17 protein-coding genes are annotated in these 19301 nt (G+C 49.5%); 11 read left to right on the forward strand and 6 right to left on the reverse strand.

Going from position 1 to position 19301, the window contains the following annotated elements; all coding sequences use genetic code 11:
- The first annotated feature begins 144 nt into the window (after positions 1 to 144).
- The 6 genes from BM200_RS12045 to BM200_RS12070 all read left to right on the forward strand — a co-directional run bounded on the left by BM200_RS12045 (position 145) and on the right by BM200_RS12070 (position 6094).
- Positions 145 to 963: a sugar phosphate isomerase/epimerase family protein gene (locus BM200_RS12045; RefSeq protein ID WP_091185489.1), complete on the forward strand. Its 819-nt coding sequence runs from the start codon at positions 145 to 147 to the stop codon at positions 961 to 963.
- Positions 963 to 2090 carry a Gfo/Idh/MocA family protein gene (locus tag BM200_RS12050; RefSeq protein ID WP_091185491.1) on the forward strand — a complete coding sequence of 376 codons (1128 nt, stop codon included), beginning with the start codon at positions 963 to 965 and terminating at the stop codon, positions 2088 to 2090. Before BM200_RS12045 ends, BM200_RS12050 begins: the two co-directional genes overlap by 1 nt.
- 27 nt (positions 2091 to 2117) lie before the next feature.
- Complete coding sequence (locus BM200_RS12055; RefSeq protein WP_245772985.1) at positions 2118 to 3320, forward strand: MFS transporter; 1203 nt, start codon at positions 2118 to 2120, stop codon at positions 3318 to 3320.
- 83 nt (positions 3321 to 3403) lie between these two features.
- Positions 3404 to 4132 (forward strand): S-layer homology domain-containing protein, encoded by a 729-nt coding sequence (locus tag BM200_RS12060; protein ID WP_091185496.1) that lies wholly within the window; start codon positions 3404 to 3406, stop codon positions 4130 to 4132.
- Between the two features lie 162 nt (positions 4133 to 4294).
- Positions 4295 to 5251, forward strand: coding sequence for a 3'-5' exoribonuclease YhaM family protein (locus BM200_RS12065; RefSeq protein ID WP_091185498.1), 957 nt, complete (start codon positions 4295 to 4297; stop codon positions 5249 to 5251).
- A 33-nt stretch (positions 5252 to 5284) separates the two neighbouring features.
- Positions 5285 to 6094 carry an HNH endonuclease gene (locus BM200_RS12070; protein WP_245772986.1) on the forward strand — a complete coding sequence of 270 codons (810 nt, stop codon included), beginning with the start codon at positions 5285 to 5287 and terminating at the stop codon, positions 6092 to 6094.
- Positions 6095 to 6548: 454 nt separating this feature from the next.
- Here the strand turns inward: BM200_RS12070 and glsA are convergent, their stop codons facing one another.
- Positions 6549 to 7496: a glutaminase A gene (gene glsA / locus BM200_RS12075; protein WP_091185500.1), complete on the reverse strand. Its 948-nt coding sequence runs from the start codon at positions 7494 to 7496 to the stop codon at positions 6549 to 6551.
- 458 nt (positions 7497 to 7954) lie between these two features.
- Between glsA and BM200_RS12080 the strand changes: the two genes are divergently transcribed.
- Positions 7955 to 8776 (forward strand): MetQ/NlpA family ABC transporter substrate-binding protein, encoded by an 822-nt coding sequence (locus tag BM200_RS12080; RefSeq protein ID WP_425434568.1) that lies wholly within the window; start codon positions 7955 to 7957, stop codon positions 8774 to 8776.
- Between the two features lie 267 nt (positions 8777 to 9043).
- On the opposite strand, the gene BM200_RS12085 is transcribed toward BM200_RS12080, so the two are convergent.
- From BM200_RS12085 to trpB, 3 genes are all read right to left on the reverse strand, one after another.
- Positions 9044 to 9277, reverse strand: coding sequence for a hypothetical protein (locus tag BM200_RS12085; RefSeq protein ID WP_091185504.1), 234 nt, complete (start codon positions 9275 to 9277; stop codon positions 9044 to 9046).
- Between the two features lie 20 nt (positions 9278 to 9297).
- The gene (locus BM200_RS12090) at positions 9298 to 10653 is read right to left on the reverse strand and encodes a dipeptidase (RefSeq protein ID WP_091185506.1); all 1356 of its coding nucleotides are present in this window, start codon (positions 10651 to 10653) and stop codon (positions 9298 to 9300) included.
- Between the two features lie 187 nt (positions 10654 to 10840).
- Positions 10841 to 12007, reverse strand: a complete 1167-nt coding sequence (gene trpB, locus BM200_RS12095) for a tryptophan synthase subunit beta (RefSeq protein WP_091185508.1) — start codon at positions 12005 to 12007, stop codon at positions 10841 to 10843.
- A gap of 187 nt (positions 12008 to 12194) precedes the next feature.
- Here trpB and BM200_RS12100 point away from each other — a divergent pair, with 187 nt between their 5' ends.
- Entirely contained in the window at positions 12195 to 13259 is a 1065-nt protein-coding gene (locus BM200_RS12100; RefSeq protein ID WP_091185511.1) for a P-loop NTPase family protein, read from the forward strand.
- A 225-nt stretch (positions 13260 to 13484) separates the two neighbouring features.
- Positions 13485 to 14069 carry a GNAT family N-acetyltransferase gene (locus BM200_RS12105; RefSeq protein WP_245772987.1) on the forward strand — a complete coding sequence of 195 codons (585 nt, stop codon included), beginning with the start codon at positions 13485 to 13487 and terminating at the stop codon, positions 14067 to 14069.
- Between the two features lie 60 nt (positions 14070 to 14129).
- Here BM200_RS12105 and BM200_RS12110 read toward each other — a convergent pair whose 3' ends face one another.
- Entirely contained in the window at positions 14130 to 15476 is a 1347-nt protein-coding gene (locus tag BM200_RS12110) for an FAD-binding oxidoreductase (protein WP_091185512.1), read from the reverse strand.
- Between the two features lie 225 nt (positions 15477 to 15701).
- Here BM200_RS12110 and BM200_RS12115 point away from each other — a divergent pair, with 225 nt between their 5' ends.
- Both BM200_RS12115 and BM200_RS12120 read left to right on the forward strand, forming a co-directional pair.
- Positions 15702 to 17156, forward strand: a complete 1455-nt coding sequence (locus tag BM200_RS12115; protein WP_175532838.1) for an ArnT family glycosyltransferase — start codon at positions 15702 to 15704, stop codon at positions 17154 to 17156.
- 167 nt (positions 17157 to 17323) lie between these two features.
- Positions 17324 to 17557 (forward strand): hypothetical protein, encoded by a 234-nt coding sequence (locus tag BM200_RS12120; protein WP_139230782.1) that lies wholly within the window; start codon positions 17324 to 17326, stop codon positions 17555 to 17557.
- Between the two features lie 372 nt (positions 17558 to 17929).
- Here the strand turns inward: BM200_RS12120 and yhbH are convergent, their stop codons facing one another.
- Positions 17930 to 19093, reverse strand: a complete 1164-nt coding sequence (yhbH, locus tag BM200_RS12125) for a sporulation protein YhbH (protein WP_091185520.1) — start codon at positions 19091 to 19093, stop codon at positions 17930 to 17932.
- Positions 19094 to 19301 lie beyond the last annotated feature (208 nt).

The following is a 19301-nucleotide window of genomic DNA, read 5'->3' on the forward strand; positions in this document are numbered from 1 at the left end:
TCATGATCGAGAACGATTCCGGTTTCTCTCTTTTGTAACGATAGAAATTTCCCCCACCTGCCGCAAAAAAATAACCCTATTTCACGCAAATCAAGGACTATAATGGATAGGGATGGACATATTGATCAGCGGGAGTGAGGAATCGTGAACGTATCAATTGGAGGCTATTCGTTCAACAACACGAATTTGGAAGGCAAGATGGATGTATTCGGTTATTTGGAAACGGTAAAATATCGCTACAAGCTGGATGTTGCCGATCTATGGAACGGCTTCTTTATCGACCGCAGCACAGGGCCGATCTACCGGCTTGCCGAGGAGAGTTATATCCGCAAGATCCGCGAGGCGCTGGATGAGAAGGAAATGTCGGTAGTTAATTTTGCCGTTGACGGTGCTCATCTGTGGGATCCGGACCCGGAGATCAGAAAGCGTCTTTATGAGAATGCGCTTGTCCATCTGCGCGCTTCGGTTATTCTCGGGGCGAAGACCGTCCGTATAGATACAGGCGGCAGCTATCATGACGTTGAGACGATGAGCGAAGAGCAATTGGACTATACGGTCAGGACGTACCGGGAGTTTGCGCAGTTTGCTTCCGATAACGGCTTCCTCATCGGCCCGGAGAATCATATGGGCGCATCCTTGCTGCCCCGCGAAATGAAGCGGATCGCTGAAGCCGTTGATCATCCGGCCTTTGGCTTCCTTGTCCATCTTGGACGTTGGAGAGCCGACCAGGAGGAAGGCGACAGGCTGGTTGCGCCATGGGCATACCATACTCATTTTGATGAAGGGACTGCCGTTTCAGGCAATGCCTTGAATACGATTACAACCCTGAAGGATGCAGGCTATAAGGGTTATTGGGGAATCGAATATAATGCGCCAAAGCGGCAGTATTTGGAGACAGAGAGACTGCTTGGCATGGTCAAGAAGCTGCTTGCTGACGAGGCTGACGTAAGGAGTGAAGCCTGATGGAAACGATCAAAATCGGGATTATTGGCGTCGGTCAGATCGGCAAACAGCATATTGAGAAATACCTTTCGATTACCGGCGTTGAAATTGTTGCGGTCTGCGATGTGAACGAGTCTGAGGCAAGGCGCGTGGCGGAGCAGTACGGAATTGCGCATGTCTATTCGGATTACCGCCAGCTGCTTGAGCGTGAAGATATCGTGGCTGTTGATGTCTGTCTGCATAATAACTTCCATGAGCCGGTGACGATTGCTGCTCTGCATGCCGGCAAGCATGTGTATTGTGAGAAGCCGATAGCGGGTACATATGAAGATGGCCGGAAGATGCTGGAGGCTGCGGAGAAGACGGGCAAGCTGCTGCATATTCAGCTGTTCACGCTGTACGGAAAAGATACGAAAGCGGCGAAAACCTTGATTGACGGCGGCAAGCTGGGCAGGCTGTACCATGCCCGTTCCACCGGATTCCGCCGGAGGAACCGTCCGTACGTAGACGGTTACGGGACGCCGTATTTCACCCGCAAGGAGACGGCTGCGGGAGGTGCACTGCTTGATATGGGCGTCTACCATATTGCACAGCTGCTTTATTTGCTTGGCAATCCGGAGGTGGAACGCATCTCGGGTAAGGTGTATCAGGAGATGGCCATGCTGGAGGAGCGAAAAACAAGCAGCGGGTTTAACGTGGAAGAGCTGGCAACCGGCTTTATCCGCTTCACTGGCGGCTTGACGCTGGATTTGATTGAAGCCTGGTCCGTTCATTTGGGCGGATTTGAAGGAAGCAGCATCCTTGGATCGGAGGGAGGCGTAAGGCTCCCGAACGGAATGCCGGGAGAAGCAACGCAGCGATTCAGCTACCACAGCACGGTGTGCGACATGGACCTGGACAGCACGATTGACCTGGATATGATGGATCTCCGCTGGCACCGGATCCGTGAGAATGAAGATGCGTACGACTCCTCGCAGCATCACTGGATTGCGGCTCTGCAGGGACGTGTTCCGTTATTGCCGACGGCGGCTATTGCGCTGCGTACGATGCTGATCAGCGAGGGGATTTATTTATCGGATGAGCTCGGCCGTGAAGTGACAGCGGAGGAAGTGATCGCCGGTTCCAACTCTACGGCCATTCCCGTCTAAGCTTTGTTGAAAGCGGTGGTGGACAACATGAGTGAAATAGAAGGCAGGGAAGCGAAGTTAAGCTTTCGCTTCATCAAGGCGTTTAATTTTTTCAGTTATGGCACGATAGCGATATACAGTACGTTTTTTGCGCTTTATTTGCAGTCCATCGGAATTTCTCCCTTGAAGATCGGGGCACTGATGGCAGGCGGTCCGATAGTGTCTCTAATCGCGAATCCGTTATGGGGCTTTCTGAGTGACAGAACCCGGAACATAAGGCTTATCCTCATTCTGATGCTGGCGGGCAATCTTGTCGCGATGCAGCTTGTCTTTTTAAGCGATTCGTACACGTTTATTTTTGGCTGCATGCTTCTGTTTTTCTTTTTCCAAATGCCGTTATTTTCGCAGAGCAACAGTCTCATCCTGAACAGTATCGAAGGGACGCGCCATAAGTTTGGTGCGTTCCGGTTGTGGGGATCATGCGGCTGGGCGATGCTCGCGCTTGCTACAGGGCCAATTCTGGGGCAGATCGGCATTGGCCGGTTATGGATCGTCTATACCGTTATGATGCTCGTAGCCATCGGATTTGCCTTTACGCTTCCGCGCGGCTCCTCTCCTAAGACGTCAGAGGGCGTGAATTACCGGCAGATGCTTGGCAACCGTGTGTTCCTGGTGTTTCTTGTTATTGGGCTTCTTCTGTCGATACCAAACTCGATGAATACAACATTTATCGCGCTGTACATGGCAGAGCTTGGCGGTAAAGCGGATCTGGTGGGCTGGTCGGCTTTTCTGTCGTCGATCTTTGAAATTCCGGTATTTCTGCTACTTGACCGTTACTTGTCCAAAAATGTCCGGACGATGGTCAGCTGCCTTATTCTCGTCAGTGTGTTGTATGGGCTTCGCTGGTTTCTGATGGCGGGAGCGGGCGATGCGCAGCAGATCATCTATATCCAGGCGCTGCACTGCCTTACCTTCGGAGCGTTCTATTATATCGGCACGCAGCTGACGGCGATGATTGTTCCAAGTGAGCTGCGGGCTTCGGGGCAGGCGGTCTATGCGCTTACATGGGGCGGATTGTCGGGTATCGCATCAGGGTTTCTTGGCGGATATCTGTTTCAGCAAGCAGGACCGCAGGCGATTTATTGGGCTGGAACAGGCATGGCTCTGATCGGTATGGTCGGTTTTACCCTGCTGTATGTATATATGAGGATGATGGCGGTCAAAAAGCCGGAACAGAAAATCAGCTTCTAGCAACATTTCCCGCCGAGCCTTCGTCCAAGACTATGAACAGTTGTTCAACAACTCAGCCTAGAGGATGAAGGAGGACATACAGAATGAAAAAACGCATAACCGCTGCGGCGATTTCCGCCGCTGTATTGTTCGGAGCAGTATCCGGGCAGGCTTTGGCCGCTGACAATTCCAGCTTCACGGACATAGCAAGCACAAGCAGCAGAGCACAAATTGAAGCGCTGCAGGAGCTTGGCATTGTAAAAGGGGTATCTTCATCGGAGTTCAATCCGGAAGAGAATCTCACGGGCGCGCAAGGCGTCGAGCTGATCGTCCGGGCGATGCAATTAAGCCTTGCGGCGATTGATTTCAAGGAAGCTCCAACCGCGGAAGGCTTTTTCACCAATGTGAAAAATGATGCCTGGTACGCGGAAAGCTTCGTTATCGCACACCATAACGGGCTGGATCTGCCTGCCGACATTGATCCTGCGAAGCCGCTGACGAGAGAGCAATTCGCTCATTATCTGGTGCAGGCACTGGAGAAGACCGGTCAATATCCGCTTATTAAGATGTACATCAATATCCAGGATGAGAAGGATATTACCGTCGATTATCAGGGAACGATCCAGCGCGCGCTGCTGTACAAGATCGTATCGCTTGATGCTGACGGCAATTTCCACCCGCAGCAAGTTGTAAACCGCGCTGAGGCGGCAGCCATTCTGTACGAGGCTCATCAATTTGTGGAGGCTCATAAGGATAACGGCGAGGTAGACCCTGAAGCTCCTGAATCTCCGGAAACACCAGCGGCTTCGGCACCTGCGGAAGCTGTAGAATAACCATGCTGTAACGGCAGAGGCTGCCGCAAGACCATATGGTCCTGCGGCAGCCTCTTTCTTTTTCGCGCCGCGATGAACGCTTTCATAGTATAATAGAAGCATCATGGGCTCGTAACAGTGTTTTTGCAGCAATGCTGCGGGCAGTTGGAGAGAGGAACACGAATGACGCAAATTAAGGATCTTCGCAATCAGGACGACTTCACCGGCTTCTATCTGCTGAAGGAGCTGGATGTGAAACAAACGAACGCAACAACGCCAAAGGATTATTTCGATATCGTTTTGGCTGATGCCAGCGGGCAGCTGGGAGCCAAGTTCTGGGATGTCTCGCAGCAGGACAAGGAAACCTTTTTCCCTATGGGACTGGTCAAGATTCAGGGGAATGTCCATTTGTACCGGGAGAAGCTGCAGATCAAGATTTCGCGGATGCGTCCGGCTGTACCGGAAGACGGTATTACGCTTACAGACTTCATTCGTTCGGCGCCAGTTGCTTCAGATGATCTTATCGACACGATAAATCAAGCGAAAGATAGCATTAAAGATCCAGAGATTCAGGCGATTGTCACCTATTGCGTGGCGAAGGTGGAAGAGAAACTAACGCATTATCCGGCGGCAAAGACTCATCATCATGCTTATTTTGCCGGTCTTGCTTACCATATGGCGAGAATGCTGGAGATCGGGGAGTTTCTGTGCAAGCAGCGGCCGTTCCTGAACGCCGATCTGCTCAAAGCCGGCATCATTCTTCACGATATTGCTAAGCCGGAGGAGATGATTGCGCAGCTTGGCATCGTATCCGACTATAGTCTTTCGGGCAAGCTGATGGGACATATTTCGCTGGCATCGACATGGATTACGGAGGCGGCCATCCGCTGCAATATTCATTTGGACTCGGAAAAAGTGCTGGGATTGCAGCATATGGTGCTGTCTCATCATAATCTGGGAGAGTGGGGGAGTCCCGTTCAGCCGCAGACGGCGGAAGCCGTGGCGCTGCATCACATCGATGCGATGGATGCCAAGCTGCAAATGGTTGAGGATGCCCTGCAGACAACCCCGGAAAGCGAGCCATGGACGCCTGTTGTTCGCGGACTGGAAAATAAACCGATTTATCGGATGAAGCTGTAATTATTAAGGGTAATGGGGTGAAGGACGGGTGTGATGCACCCGCTGCTACCGATGACCGATAACTTGCAAACTACTCGATATAAGCAATGCGTGCATTGTCTGGAGCAAAAGCCGGAAACGGATTTTCTTCGTCGTACAGGCCGGCGCTCAGGAACGGGATCGCGCCGCGGTGCCTGCCGTACCTGCCGGAAGCAGCGTGGCCGGATAACGCCGGCTGTTATGTTGCATGCTGCAGATGCGGACCAGTCGGCAGGTAAGCCGGCTGCGCCAATATCCGTACCCGAGCTGGCGGCAGCCGAGTCTGTCAGCCAAGCTTCTGTTACGGCTGCGGTACCAACAGTGGCATCTGAGCCTGCAATAGCAACCGCTCCTGCAGCACCAAAGCGTCCGAGACCGCTAAAGTCTTCGGCGCGGGGTGCCGGAGGAAGCGGGAAACCGCGTCCCCGTCCGCTGCCGGCGAATTATTCGCCGTCGGATGTCAGTCTGCTGAGGACGACGCGCAAAGGGACGGTCTGGATGCGCGGCAAGACCGATAAAGGACGGCGCTGGCATCAGGAGATTGAGCTGGAGCTTGCCGTTACGCTCGTGAACGAACGGGCAGCTGTTATTGTGAACCGGACAACAATCCGGCGTTTGTTCAGCAACAAGGATTTTCGAAGCTATATCCTGACGAGAGACAATTACACCTGCCATTTCTGCGGGCAATATGGCGATACGATCGACCATATGCTTCCGCGGGCAAAAGGCGGCCACACGACACCGGATAACTGTGTATGTGCCTGCAATGAGTGCAATCAGTCCAAGGCGGATAAAGATATTGAGGATTTTATGCGTGAGCTGTAATTGGAAGAAGGGTGTACGGAACGAGTTTTGAACTCGGACTCCGTACACCTTTATTTATTTGACATTAAGGTCCTTCAGGCACCTTAAGTGAGCAGGAATGTGCACCAGATGAGCAGAATTTGCTCGTTTTCGGCAGTTAAGGTCCCTCAGGGACCTTAACTTCTCAAAGCTGCCACGTTACCGGGTACTTAAAGTCCTTCAGGGACCTTAAGCGAGCAGGAAGGTCCACCAGATGAGCAGAATTTGCTCGTTTTCCGGAACTTAAGGTCCCTGAGGGACCTTAACCTCGCAAAGCAGCCACGTTGCCGGATACTTAAGGTCCTTCAGGGATCTTAAGCGAGCAGGAATGTGCACCCAGATAACAAAGCAGCAGCTATGAATGGGGAGATATGACCCTCGCAGGGTCTTATTGTTTTCGATAGTCAGTAGGGGGTTCACATCCGGTTAATTCCGTTTAGAATAAGCTCCAGTCCAGTTCGCGGGAGATTGTCTCAAGCAGATGAACACCTGCAATGCTGTTGCCTTTTACATTTAGCGCAGGACCAACAACCCCTATGCCTAGCCTGCCCGGCACCATGGTCAGAATCCCGCCGGATACGCCGCTTTTTGCCGGTAGACCAACCTGTATCGCGAATTCCCCGGAAGCATTGTACATCCCGCATGTGATCATGAAGGTCTTCGCTATTTGCACATAACGGCGAGGGATTAGGGTAACCCCCGTTACCGGATCGGTACCATTGTTAGCCAGGACAAGGGCCATTCGAGCGAGATCGCTGCATGTAACTTGAATCGAGCAATGGTGGAAGTAGACGTCCAGTACCTCCTCTACCTGCCCTTCGAGAACACCGTTATCCTTTAGCAGGTAAGCCATCGACCGGTTCAGATTAGCCGTGTCTGATTCCGACCGGTACACATCCATGTCATAGGTTAAGGTGTCATTGCCGGCAAGCGCTTGGAAGAAGGAAAGGATGCGCGAAGATTTTTCAGCCGAGTCCTTGCCGTGAATTAGGGAAGAGATGGCGATTGCACCTGCGTTAATGAGCGGGTTAAACGGAATGCCGGGACGGACAAGCTCCAGCTTCAGCATGGAGTTGAAGTTATCGCCGGTAGGCTCCATGCCAACCTTTTGAAACACGGCTTCTTCGCCGTTGTCCATTAAAGCGAGAATAAGCGTAAATACTTTAGAGATACTCTGCATGGTAAAAGAAAGACTGCAGTCGCCGCTCGAAACAGCGGTTCCGGTCGTATCGATCAAATGAATGCCAAGCGCATGCTGAGGAGCTTTTGCCAGCTCCGGAATATAGGAGGCTGTCTTGCCGTAGGCGGATCGTACTTTGCTTGCCTCGACCCATAACGGGAGCTGGCGGCTTAATAGTTCGACTTCTTGCTCTGTAAATGACATTGTATGTTTCCTCCATCCCAAGCCTGTCGAGAAGCTAATGCTTTCGAAGCACGTTTATTTCAGAAACGTTAGCGTATGCTTCCGAAGTACGTTTCTTTCAGAAACGTTTAAGTTAATGCTTTCGAAGCACGTTTCTTTCAGAAACGTTAGCGTATGCTTCCGAAGCACGTTTCTTTCAGAAACGTTTAAGCTAATGCTTTCGAAGCACGTTTCTTTCAGTAACGTTTGCTGATGCTTTTGAATCACGTTTCTGAAAGAAACGTTTTAATCAATTATATTTCATATTCCAAATTGCGAACAGTGCGTGCGAATCTCTAGATTGATTTATGAATGGGACTCGCTTAGACTATGGTCTTACAGGCGGCTGACTGCCGAATTTGGCATAGAGAGATAATAAGCAAGCCGGATAGATAAAGCGGGAGGAATGGAAAGTGAGAAGGAAAATAACGTGGCTCGTCATGCTCGCACTTCTTGTGGCGATTGTCGCAGGATGCGGTCAAAATAATAATGCAGACAAGCAGAACAATCAGGCAGCAAATGAAGGAAAAGACGCGCAGGAAGTAAACCTGAAGGTAGCCGTGCTTATTCCGCCAATGAGTGAAATCCTGGAGCTGGTTAAGCCTTTGCTGAAGCAGGACGGCATTAACCTCGAAATTGTGACGCTGTCGGATAACGTTCAGCCGAATACGGCTCTTCAACATAAAGAGGTAGATGCGAACTTCTTCCAGCATGTTCCGTATATGAATGATTTTAATGCAACAAACAAGGGGACGCTGGTGCCGGTCAAAGCGATCTATAATGCGGTATACGGCGGCTATTCGAAAAAGTATAAAAAAATTGAGGATCTTCCGGACGGCGCAACGATCGCGATTGCGAACGACCCGTCCAATATCGGACGCTCGCTTCTGATGCTGGAGAACAACGGCTTGCTTAAGCTGAAAGAAGGCGTTGGCATCAAAGCAACACAGGCCGACATCGTTGATAATCCGCATAAGTTCAAGTTCCAGGAGGTCGATCTGCTTATGCTCGCCCGCGTCATCGATGACGTGGATATGGTTCTCATGACACCGGCTTACGCGAAGCCGCTGGGCTTAACACCAAAGAATGATGCTCTGATTACTGAAGGCAAAGATTCAGACTTTGTTATTACGCTTGTAGCACGCGAAGACAATGTGGACTCACCCGCTATTCAGAAGCTCGCAGAGCGAATGACTGGTCCAGAGGTGAAAAAATTCCTTGACGATAACTATAGTGACATTGCGCTTCCCGCGTTTGAATAATCTATAAAAAGAAGGCAGCCCGTCCGGGCTGCCTTTAAAAATGCCCGTAAAGCTGTCTTTACGGGCATTTTGCGTATGTTGGCACTATGCTCGAGATGCCGCTTATCGCCTTCGTTGCACTTTCTGCAGCATATTGGTGCTTATCAGCCCAGTTGCCTTCAATATCCTGCACGTTGTGCCGGATATTGAGAGTAAAATAGCTTATCTAGGCTAACATCAACGAAATATGCTGCACTCTGTACAACATATTATCCGGCAACGTACCCATTAAGCCAAATATCCTGTATTCCGTACAATATAGGAATTTAGCGGATCGCCCTCTATATAACCAAACTTACGATTAATAAACGGTACCGGCTGGGAGGGTAATGTACCCTCCATTCTTGCTGCTTTTACTGTTCTGACCCCTGTAGGCTTCAGACTCAAGATGATATTTGGAATGGTCATTTGCAGCATGGACATGATTACTGCAAAGACTCCTATTAAGGTTAAGGGATTCATAAATTCCCCCTAAAAGCTAGTTACACTCTCTTCAAAAACTCCACAATCGTGAGGAGCCCTTTGTCGAAGTTCTCGAGGTTGAAGTGCTCGTTTGGAGCATGCAGATTCTCATCCGGCAAGCCAAAGCCCATCATAATAACAGGTGCAGACAGCTGGCGGGAGAACGTCTCGACGATCGGAATGGAGCCGCCGTCTTTGGTGAACAACGCGCGAGTGCCGTATACCGCTTCATAAGCGTCCGCTGCCGTTTGCAGAAGCGGGATGGATGGATCCATATCGAAGGCGCGGGCTTTCTCGCCCGGCTTAACCTTTAGCGTAACTCCCGGCTGAACATTCGCATGAAGATGCGCGATGATCGCATCCAGAATCCGCTGCGGATCCTGCTGGCCGACCAGGCGGCACGTAATCTTCGCATGCGCTTCTTTCGGAATAACCGTCTTCGTGCCTTCGCCTTGGAAGCCGCCCCAAACCCCATTCAGCTCCAGCGTTGGACGGGCACCAGTCCGTTCGACAAACGTATAGCCTTCTTCACCGTATGTCGTGCTGAGTCCAAGCGTTTTTTTGAGCTGCTCTTCATTGAAGTTCTGCTTTTCAAACTCCTCATGCATGGCAGCCGTCAGCTCGGGAACACCTTCGTAGAAGCCTTCCACTGTAATACGTCCCTGCTTGTCATGAAGGGAAGCGAGCAGCTCAACCATGGCATGAAGCGCGTTTGGAACGCCGCCTCCGTAGGTGCCAGAATGCAGATCCGTATTGGAAGCCTGAATAGAAACTTCAAGCGAACATAGTCCGCGCAGGCCGATGGAAATGGCAGGCTTGCCTTTTTCGATCAAGGAAGTATCCGAGATAAGAACGGCGTCCGTCGCCAGCATTTCTTGCTGCTCGTTCAGGAAAGTAAGCAGGTTTGGACTCGAGATTTCCTCTTCGCCTTCGATGCAGAATTTCACGTTTACAGGAAGCTGTTGCTCCTGCTTCAGCAATGCCTCAATCGCTTTAATGTGCAGGAATACCTGACCTTTATCATCCGTAGCTCCGCGCGCATACAGCTTGCCGTCCCGTTCTGTTGGTTCAAATGGCGGCGTCTCCCACAGATTAAGCGGATCAACCGGCTGTACATCATAATGACCGTATACCAGAATAGTCGGTTTACCCGGTGCATGAAGATGCTCGGCATAAACGATCGGGTGACCGGCGGTCTGATGAATTTTTACGTTCTCAAGACCTGCCGACTCCAGTTTGCCTGCCACCCACTCAGCGGCTTTGATCATGTCCTGCTTATGCTCAGACAGCGCCGAAATGCTTGGAATGGTCAAAAACTCTTTAAGCTCACCCAGCTGCTGCTCTCTACGTTCTGCAAAATACGATTCATAACTCATCAATTATGTACCTCCCACAAAAAGAATGATCACACAAACAGCTAGGATTAGACTGTTCGTGATGATTCTAACTTCGTAAGCATAAGCTTTGTAGCTGCTGACTTACAAAAAGCATAACCCCAGTATACGCTTACGGGCAGCCAAAAAAAAGCAGCCCTGCCGATGGGCAGGAGCTGCAGGCTTGCGATTACTTGTTCAGCATGTGGAACACTTGCTCGACGTCTTTGTCGCCGCGGCCGGACAGATTAATAATGATGATCTGGTCCTTGCTCATCGTTGGCGCAAGCTTTTTCGCATGAGCAACCGCATGCGCGCTTTCGAGTGCAGGGATGATGCCCTCGATACGGGACAGCTCCTGGAAAGCTGCAAGGACTTCTTCATTGCTTATCGTTACGTATTCCGCCCGCCCGCTGACCTTCAGATGGCTGTGCTCAGGACCGATACCCGGATAGTCAAGGCCGGCTGCAATGGAGTACGTTTTTCTTGGATTGCCTTCCTCGTCCAGCAGGACGAGGCATTTGAAGCCATGAATCATGCCAGGAACGCCTTCCGTCAATGTTGGTGCTTGATCGGGTTCAACGCCAATGAGGCGTACGGATGGTTCGTCTATGTAATGAGCGAATGCGCCAATGGCGTTGCTTCCGCCGCCTGCGCAGGCGATAACGGCATCCGGAAGACGGCCTTCTTTGGCCAAAATCTGACGTTTAGATTCTTCACTAATGATCGATTGGAAATGCTTCACCATCGTAGGGAAAGGATGCGGACCAACCGCCGAACCCAGCAGATAGAATGTATTTTTATAGTTGGCAACCAGATCGTTCAGCGCTTCGTCAACGGCGTCCTTCAGGCGGCCTTGACCTTTGTCTACCGGTACAACGGTAGCGCCAAGAAGCTCCATCCGAAATACGTTCAGCGCCTGACGGCGTGTATCTTCCGCACCCATGTAGATGACGCAGTCCATGTTGAACATCGCACAAGCCGTAGCGGTTGCTACGCCGTGTTGACCGGCGCCAGTCTCAGCAATGACGCGTTTTGCCCCCATCCGTTTGGCAAGCAGAATCTGTCCAACAACGTTGTTGATTTTGTGAGCGCCGGTATGATTCAGGTCTTCACGTTTCAGGTAGATTTTCGCGCCGCCCCAGGCGTTTGTTAATTGCTCCGCGTAAGTGAGCGGATTCTCGCGTCCGACATATTCTTTGAGATAATAGTTGAGCTCTTCTTTAAATTCCGGGTCATCCTTAAACTTGTTGAATTGCGCGCTTAAATAGTCCAGTACTTCCTTCAGCTCCGGCGGAACAAAGCTGCCGCCAAACTCTCCAAAATACCCTTCAGCCACTTGCTCTTGATTCAACATGTAGGCGCCTCCAATTGGATATGTATTCTATTAATTCGAGTCTATCGTAGCATAAATGATAGATTATATCTTGTAAAAAAAAGGAAGCAGCAAGCGTGTGGGTTAGCTGGCGTTCAACATTTTCACCATTTATTGTTGCGCTTTAAAGTAATTATGATTACTATATAGAGTAAGGAGGTGCTAAAAAATGGATGTGGAGTTACAGCTTAACGTTCCGCTATTACGCCGCCTGGTTCCCAATCTGACTTCAGCGGCACAGAAGGCTGGTCTAAGAGCAGCAACCGTATCAAATCTTTGCACGGGGAAGATTCCGGTTGGCCGTGCGGAAGTTCGTACGCTGGTCGCATTAGCCACATTAGCAGGATGTAGTCTTGATGAACTCATAATTAGAGGGAGCGGGATGAGGATGATTGAAACGGGGATTAAGGCGCTGGATTTGCTCGCACCGGTTGTTCGGGGCGGTACGGTTGGATTTGTAGCCAGACCTAATATGGGGCAGCTTGTGTTATTAGCGGAATTGATGCACCGGATGAACAAACGCGGGTACGCCACGATTTTCTGGGATCCGGGTACAGATACTTCAGGGATTAACCATGTCCAAGCACAGTCCGGATTTGTCCTCTCCACAAGAGAAGAAGTGTACAATCAGATCGTCAATCTCCGCGAGGAGAAAGATATTTTGCTTGGCGTAGACCGCAGCGCGGTTCTGTCGGGAGAACTCTTTTCGTTATGGGAAAGCCTGAAAGAGGCGGGAGCCAGACCCATCACGGCTGCACTTGTAGATATGGCATGCGAGGCTGCTGATGAGTCTGTTTCAGAAGCTTATGGCCCGCTGGACACGCTTTGGCGTTTCGATTCGGATTTAATCAGCCGCGGCATTTATCCTGCGATTGATCCTATCATCTCCACCTCGACGATTACAGAAGGCAATTATTTGGATGCCGCCCATCTTGCGGTCCAACAGCGGTCGCGTAAGCTGCTTCGACGTTACAGAGAGCTGAGATCACTGGTACAAGTGCATGGTCTTGGAAAAATAGCAGAGTCCGATGTGCCGTTATACAAGCGGGGAGAGCGACTGGAAGCCTATCTTGCGCAGCCGTTTTTTGTCTCGGAGCCTTATACGGAGAAATCCGGCGAGTGGCTGTCGCTCTATGAAACGCTGGATGACGTGAAGCGGATTTTAGACGGCGAGATGGATGACGTAGAATCGGCGGAATTGTTTTTTAAAGGACGGCTTGAGGTCAGAAGCTAATAGAAATAGAAAGTATAAGGTTGGGCCTGTTATCGGGACCGGCCTTTTTTTGTGGGCAGAATATGCCCTGAAGAGAGGGATATGGCGCAGCTAACGGTGAAGCTGTTTCTCCTAATAACCGAATCTCGAAGCGAAAGCAATCATTGCGGGTGAATACGGCAGAAGATTATAATTGTATAAAAATAGAAGGCAATCTAATTGGAATTACGAGAGAGGGGCGGTAATGTGAGTCAAACTGGTGTAAATCCGATCCTGATGACGATTCCTGAAAGCTTTGAAAGTGTCCGGCTTATCATTCGTGCTCCATTATATGGAGACGGAACAGCGGTTAATGAGGCAGTCATCGAAAGCCTGGAGGAGCTGCGGCCGTGGATGCCTTGGGCAAAAGATGCTCCTACCATTGAAGAATCCGAGATTAGTATACGGAAATCCCGATTGGAGTTTCTGGCGCGGACTGATCTCAGACTTCTGTTGTTTCATAAAGAGACAGGACAGCTAGTCGGCAGCAGCGGCCTCCATCGGATGGATTGGCAGGCTCGTTCATTCGAAATCGGTTATTGGGCGAGGACTTCTTATGCGGGACAAGGGTACATAACGGAGGCGGTGGAAGCCATTACGAGCTTTGCCGTTCAAGTGCTGGAGGCGAATCGGATTGAGATTCATTGTGACGCCCGTAACCAGCGCAGTGCCAAAGTAGCCGAGCGATCGGGCTTTACGCTCGAAGGCGTAATGCGTAGTCACAAATGCGCAAATGACGGCTCGCTGCGGGATACGATGATTTTCTCGAAAGTGCGCGGAGCGGAGTTTTAAATGAACATTAAGAAACAGCGGCAGTCCAAGACTTCAAGTCCTGGTCTGCCGCTGTTTTATTTATTTGGCAGGCGGAATGCTCTGCGGATTATTAAATACATTTTGTGGATCGTATTTCGCTTTGACTCTGCGCAGTCTAGGATAGTTTTTGCCATAGTAGACCGGACCTGAGCATTTAATGCCTTGGTCTGGCACGTTGATATACGAGCCAACGATATAAGGCTGCAGCTTCGTGCGGGTATTCCGAGCCAACGCTATATTTCTGGCTGCATGAGACGGCTTCACCCATGAGCTGTTCCACTCGACATAGAATTGCGGTTTGCGCCAATAGAAGGCAGTAGCTTTAGGGGCGATTTTGCGTATAGCTCCACCCCAGTTGAGGAAGTAGAATCCGGCTGGCGTTCCCGCCTCAGCCTTCTCCAAGAACTTGCGCATCGTTTTATAGGCTTTGTCAGGGAAAGGACGATTGCCAAAGCCGCTGGAGAACTGGTTGCTGTATTTTTGAGTAAGCACCGGATCGGGAGCTAACAGAAATTTCGTGGCTTCCAGGTACGGGAGATACTTGATCGTTTTTTTCGTAGGAGTTCCAACGCTTAGAATAGGCGCTAAATAGCGGAGAGCGTCTGTTTTAGAGCCAAGATACAGGCCTAGCATACTGACGTTGCCGCCTTTTTTTGGACCGACGGATAACTCGCTGCCAAGCTTGGTGCTGGTGCCGGGAGCCCACCTTTGCCATCTCTTCACGACCGCTTCGAACTGGTCCCATGGCCAGGTTACGCTGAATACGGTAGCCTTGACCGGAGCACGCCGCACTTTGAATTTATATTTGGTGTATACGCCAAAGTTACCGCCGCCACCTCCGCGGGAAGCCCAGAGAAGATCGGAGTTGCGTTTTTTGCTCGCCCGGATCACTCTGCCCTTCGCATCAACCATCTCAACCGCAAGCAGATTATCGCTGATCAAACCTGTCGTCCGTTGGAGCGGACCGATGCCCCCGCCAAGCGTTATTCCGCCAATCCCAACGGATGGACTGTCACCAAAGGGGGCAATAAACCCTTGCCGCGCAAGCGTATCCACGATTCTGCCTACCTGATTTCCTGATTCTACCACAGCTGTTCTGCATTTTTTATTCAGCGTAATTTTTTTCATTTCGCTGACGTCGATAACGATGCCTCCGTTAACCTGTGAAAGATTGGTTTCCAGTGCATGTCTGCCGCTTCTTGGCCGAATAGGGACATTATTTTTGCGTGCCCATTTGATGGCGTTTGCTACATCTCGTGTTTTTTGAGCAAATACAAATACCTTGGGAAAACGGTCCGTATGGGGATCCCAGTTCTTGCGCGCCGCATCGTAACCCGGGTCACCTTTAAAGATTACTCGCCCCGTAAGCTGTGTCTTGGATTTCACGAATCCAACTCCTTATACGTTAGTGACTATACTTACATTGCATGCAGTCCAATCATTTAGGCAGGTACCATATAACGTATGAGAGAGAGCAGTGAGGGGTATAGGCGAACATTTATTAAGGAGGATTAAAATTTTCACCTAATGAAAGTAGTGCCATGAAATTATACTCAGAGGAAGAAAAATATGGTAACCTATTTAAATGACATAAACTGGATAGGAGTGACTATGACTTTTCGCACACGTATTCTTTCTGCAGCCGGCGGACTATTTTTTCTGACCATCTTCATCTCATCCTTCGCAAACACCTGGGGTATCTATGATTCCGCATGGAAAATGATCACAGCGTTGGTTGCAACCGTAGTTGTAACTTTGCTCGTTATCCATTGGGCTACCACTCGTTTGAGCCGGAAAATGTTCCTTATCGTATTCCTCTTGCTTGGATTGGCTTGCCGGGTGGCTTGGATCATATGGAATCCGGCATCGCCGGAATCGGACTTCCTCTTTATGTATACGGCGGCTCAAGAAGCGGCCTCGGGGAATTTTGCTTTCAGCGATTCGGCCTACTATATCAGCTTCCCTTATCAGCTTGGCTTTACGATGTATGAAGCGGCAGTCATTAAGCTGTTTGGCAATCATCTAATTATTTTTAAGCTGTTAAATGCCTTGTTCAGCATCGGGACGGCGGTTGCTCTATATCTTTCAGCCTCAAAGGTGTTTCATGAGAGCTGCGGCAGAATTGCTGCAATGGTGTATCTCTTTTATATTCCGAATATCATCATGTGTTCGGTGTTAACAAACCAGCATTTATCGGTGTTTTTATTTTTATTAGGAAGTCTCCTGCTGTTAAGGGGGAAAGATTCGGTTAGCTACTGGCTGTTGGCCGGGTTAGCTATAGGTCTTGGTCATCTTATACGTCCAGTTGGGATTGTGTATTTGGCAGGCGTTGTTTTGTTTGTACTATTAATAATAGGGCAGCAATGGCGTGGGCCTATAAAAAGGCAGGCAGCCGTAACGGCGGGCAAGCTTGGTGCCGTAATTGTTATGTATTACTTGGTTCAGCTGCTTGCCAGCACTACACTGATCTCGTCCGGTGTCACCCAGCATTCGTTATTTGACGGAGATAAATATTGGAAGTTTATGGTTGGCCTTAATGCGGAGAAGAACGGCAGTTGGAATTTAGAAGATGCCAACTACACAAAGCAATATGCATTTGGTGAAGAGCGTCACAAGGCTGAGCTTTCCAAAATCAAAGAGCGTCTTGAAAACAAGTCTGAGCTGACGGCACTCCTCGGCAGGAAGCTTGTCACCATGTGGGGTTCTCCGGATTCCTCCCCTTATTGGAGCTTGCGGGGACTGGACAAGTGGGAGCTGGAGCAAAAGCTAAATCAATGGGAAGGTCCTATGTATGCGCTGATGTGCGCTTTTGGCGTTGTCAGTATGATAGCTTTATGGAGAACGGGCAACGACGGGGGTGAGGTTTTGTTGTACCTGTTCCTGTTGCTGCTCTATGTCGGAGCGCATTTGCTCGTCGAGAATCAGCCGCGTTACAGGCTGGATTTTGTGCCTGTACTGATTCTTTTGCAAAGCTATGGGGCTTACCAGATAGGTAGCTGGATGCAAGGAAGAAGATCCGCGACTTTGGACAAGAGCTGGAAAGGGGAACGCGGAGTTGGGATTTAGACATAATCCTTTTTTTTCGAGCATATACGTATGAGATTCAAGTTTGGACTAATGAAGGGATTTTCTATTTCGATTGGACAGCTGGAGATAAGAGTTTAGTAGGACAGACTTAATCATAGAACATTTTAAGGAGAGTATGATTCCAATTGCAAAATCAGGAGATATTTATGAAAGGTTATTTAAATCGAGGAATTAAGCTAACTTTTCTCGATAATTCAAATGTAATAGGGATATATTTAGATTATTATTATTTTAATAATGTTATAGTTATTATGCCACATGATGCTGGTGATGATACAAGGCTTTTAGCTCCATTGAGTTCTATTAAGATGATTGAACCTTGGGATCTTGAGAAAAGAGATTATTTAGATGGGGTAGACAGCAATTTAGTCGAAGAGTAAGGAATATCGGTACAAAATACAGTAAATAGGATGCCATTAGGCAGCTTATTTTGAAAGATGCACAAATAGTAAATAAATCTAATAGATATAGAGCTTATACAATAAAGTTCAAGGATAGTAATGGAAAAGCGAGCTTGGGGGACGACAATTTTCAAGGTCTTTTTTTATACCCAACCTAGTGCCAAATGAATCAGGTGGCTTATTCCATGTATTTTTTAAAAATGATTATTAAATTAGTTTAAAGAAAACATGATGACTTAACTGATTTTACAAAGATATACATCATTCCATTATAAAGAAAACTAAGCTGACCCCAACTGTTAATTGGTGTCAGCTTAGTTTAAGTTGAATTTATGAAGCAGGTATTATTCTTTACCCTACAACGCCTTCCCGCTTGCGGAAGAACGACTTCAGGGCGTTATATACTTCGCCTTTCTCGCGAATGACGTAGTACATGAAATGGTTCATGTTAATATGCTTATACGCGGACATGAGCGTACTCGAGCGGTTGTACTGGTTCACTTCGCCGTAGCCGAACAGGTTGGAGCGCTTGAGCAGCTCGCCGATCAGCTTGACGCAGCGTTCGTTGTCGCTCGTCAGGTTGTCGCCGTCGGAGAAGTGGAACGGGTAGATGTTGTACATGCTTGGCGAGAACCGGCTGTCGATAATCTCGAGCGCTTTGATATAAGCAGACGAGCAGATCGTGCCGCCGCTTTCGCCGCGGGTGAAGAATTCTTCTTCGGTTACTTCTTTGGCCTCGGTATGATGCGCTATGAATACGATTTCGACTTTCTCGTATTGATGCCGCAGGAAGCGGGTCATCCAGAAGAAGAACGAACGGGCGACGTACTTCTCGAAGGATCCCATGGAACCTGACGTATCCATCATGGCGAGAATAACCGCATTCGACTGAGGACGCACAATTTCCTCCCAGGTTTTATAGCGCAGGTCATCCGGCGAGATGCCGTGGATGCCCGGCGTGCCTGAGGTGGCGTTACGCCGCAGGTTTTCCATGATCGTCCGCTTCTTGTCGATGTTCGACATGATGCCTTTTTTGCGGATATCGTTGAACCGGATTTCTTTCGTTTCGAGCTGATCCTTATCCTTCTGGCGAAGGAACGGCAGCTCCAGCTCCTCGAACAGCATCGTCTCCAGCTCTGCCAGACTGATCTCCGCTTCGATAACATCCTCGCCGGGCTGATCGCCAGCGCCTTCGCCCTTCCCGGGACCCTTGGCTGCTTGCGGATCGACGCCTAGCACGTCGCCGACCTGGCTGTCACCGTCTCCTTGACCTACATGTTTATTTTTATTGTAGTTATACACAAATCGGAATTCGTCAAGGCTCCGAATCGGCACTTTGATTACTTGCTTGCCGTCAGACATGACAATGCTTTCTTCAGACACGAGATCGGGTAAGTTTTGTTTGATGGCTTCCCGGACCTTTTGCTGGTGCCTGGCTTGATCCTGGTAGCCTTTGCGATGCAGCGACCAATCCTCCTGAGATACAACAAACAGTCTATCTTCTGCTGAACCCATTTCGGAGCACCTCCTTGCACAGTTTTTTGGGTTTGTTATTCAATATATTCAAGTCCTCCCCGGATATGTGAAGCAAAAGTTGCCCGATTCTAGCAAACTTCCAGATAATTCGCCAAAATCTAACATGGACAGTCCCTTTATAATGGGAAGAAATCGGCTCGCTTTATCGGTTATAATGTACTTTACATATGTAAGTGCGAAAGGGGAA

Source organism: Paenibacillus catalpae (assembly GCF_900112695.1).
In the GTDB taxonomy this organism is placed as follows: Bacteria; Bacillota; Bacilli; order Paenibacillales; family Paenibacillaceae; genus Pristimantibacillus; species Pristimantibacillus catalpae.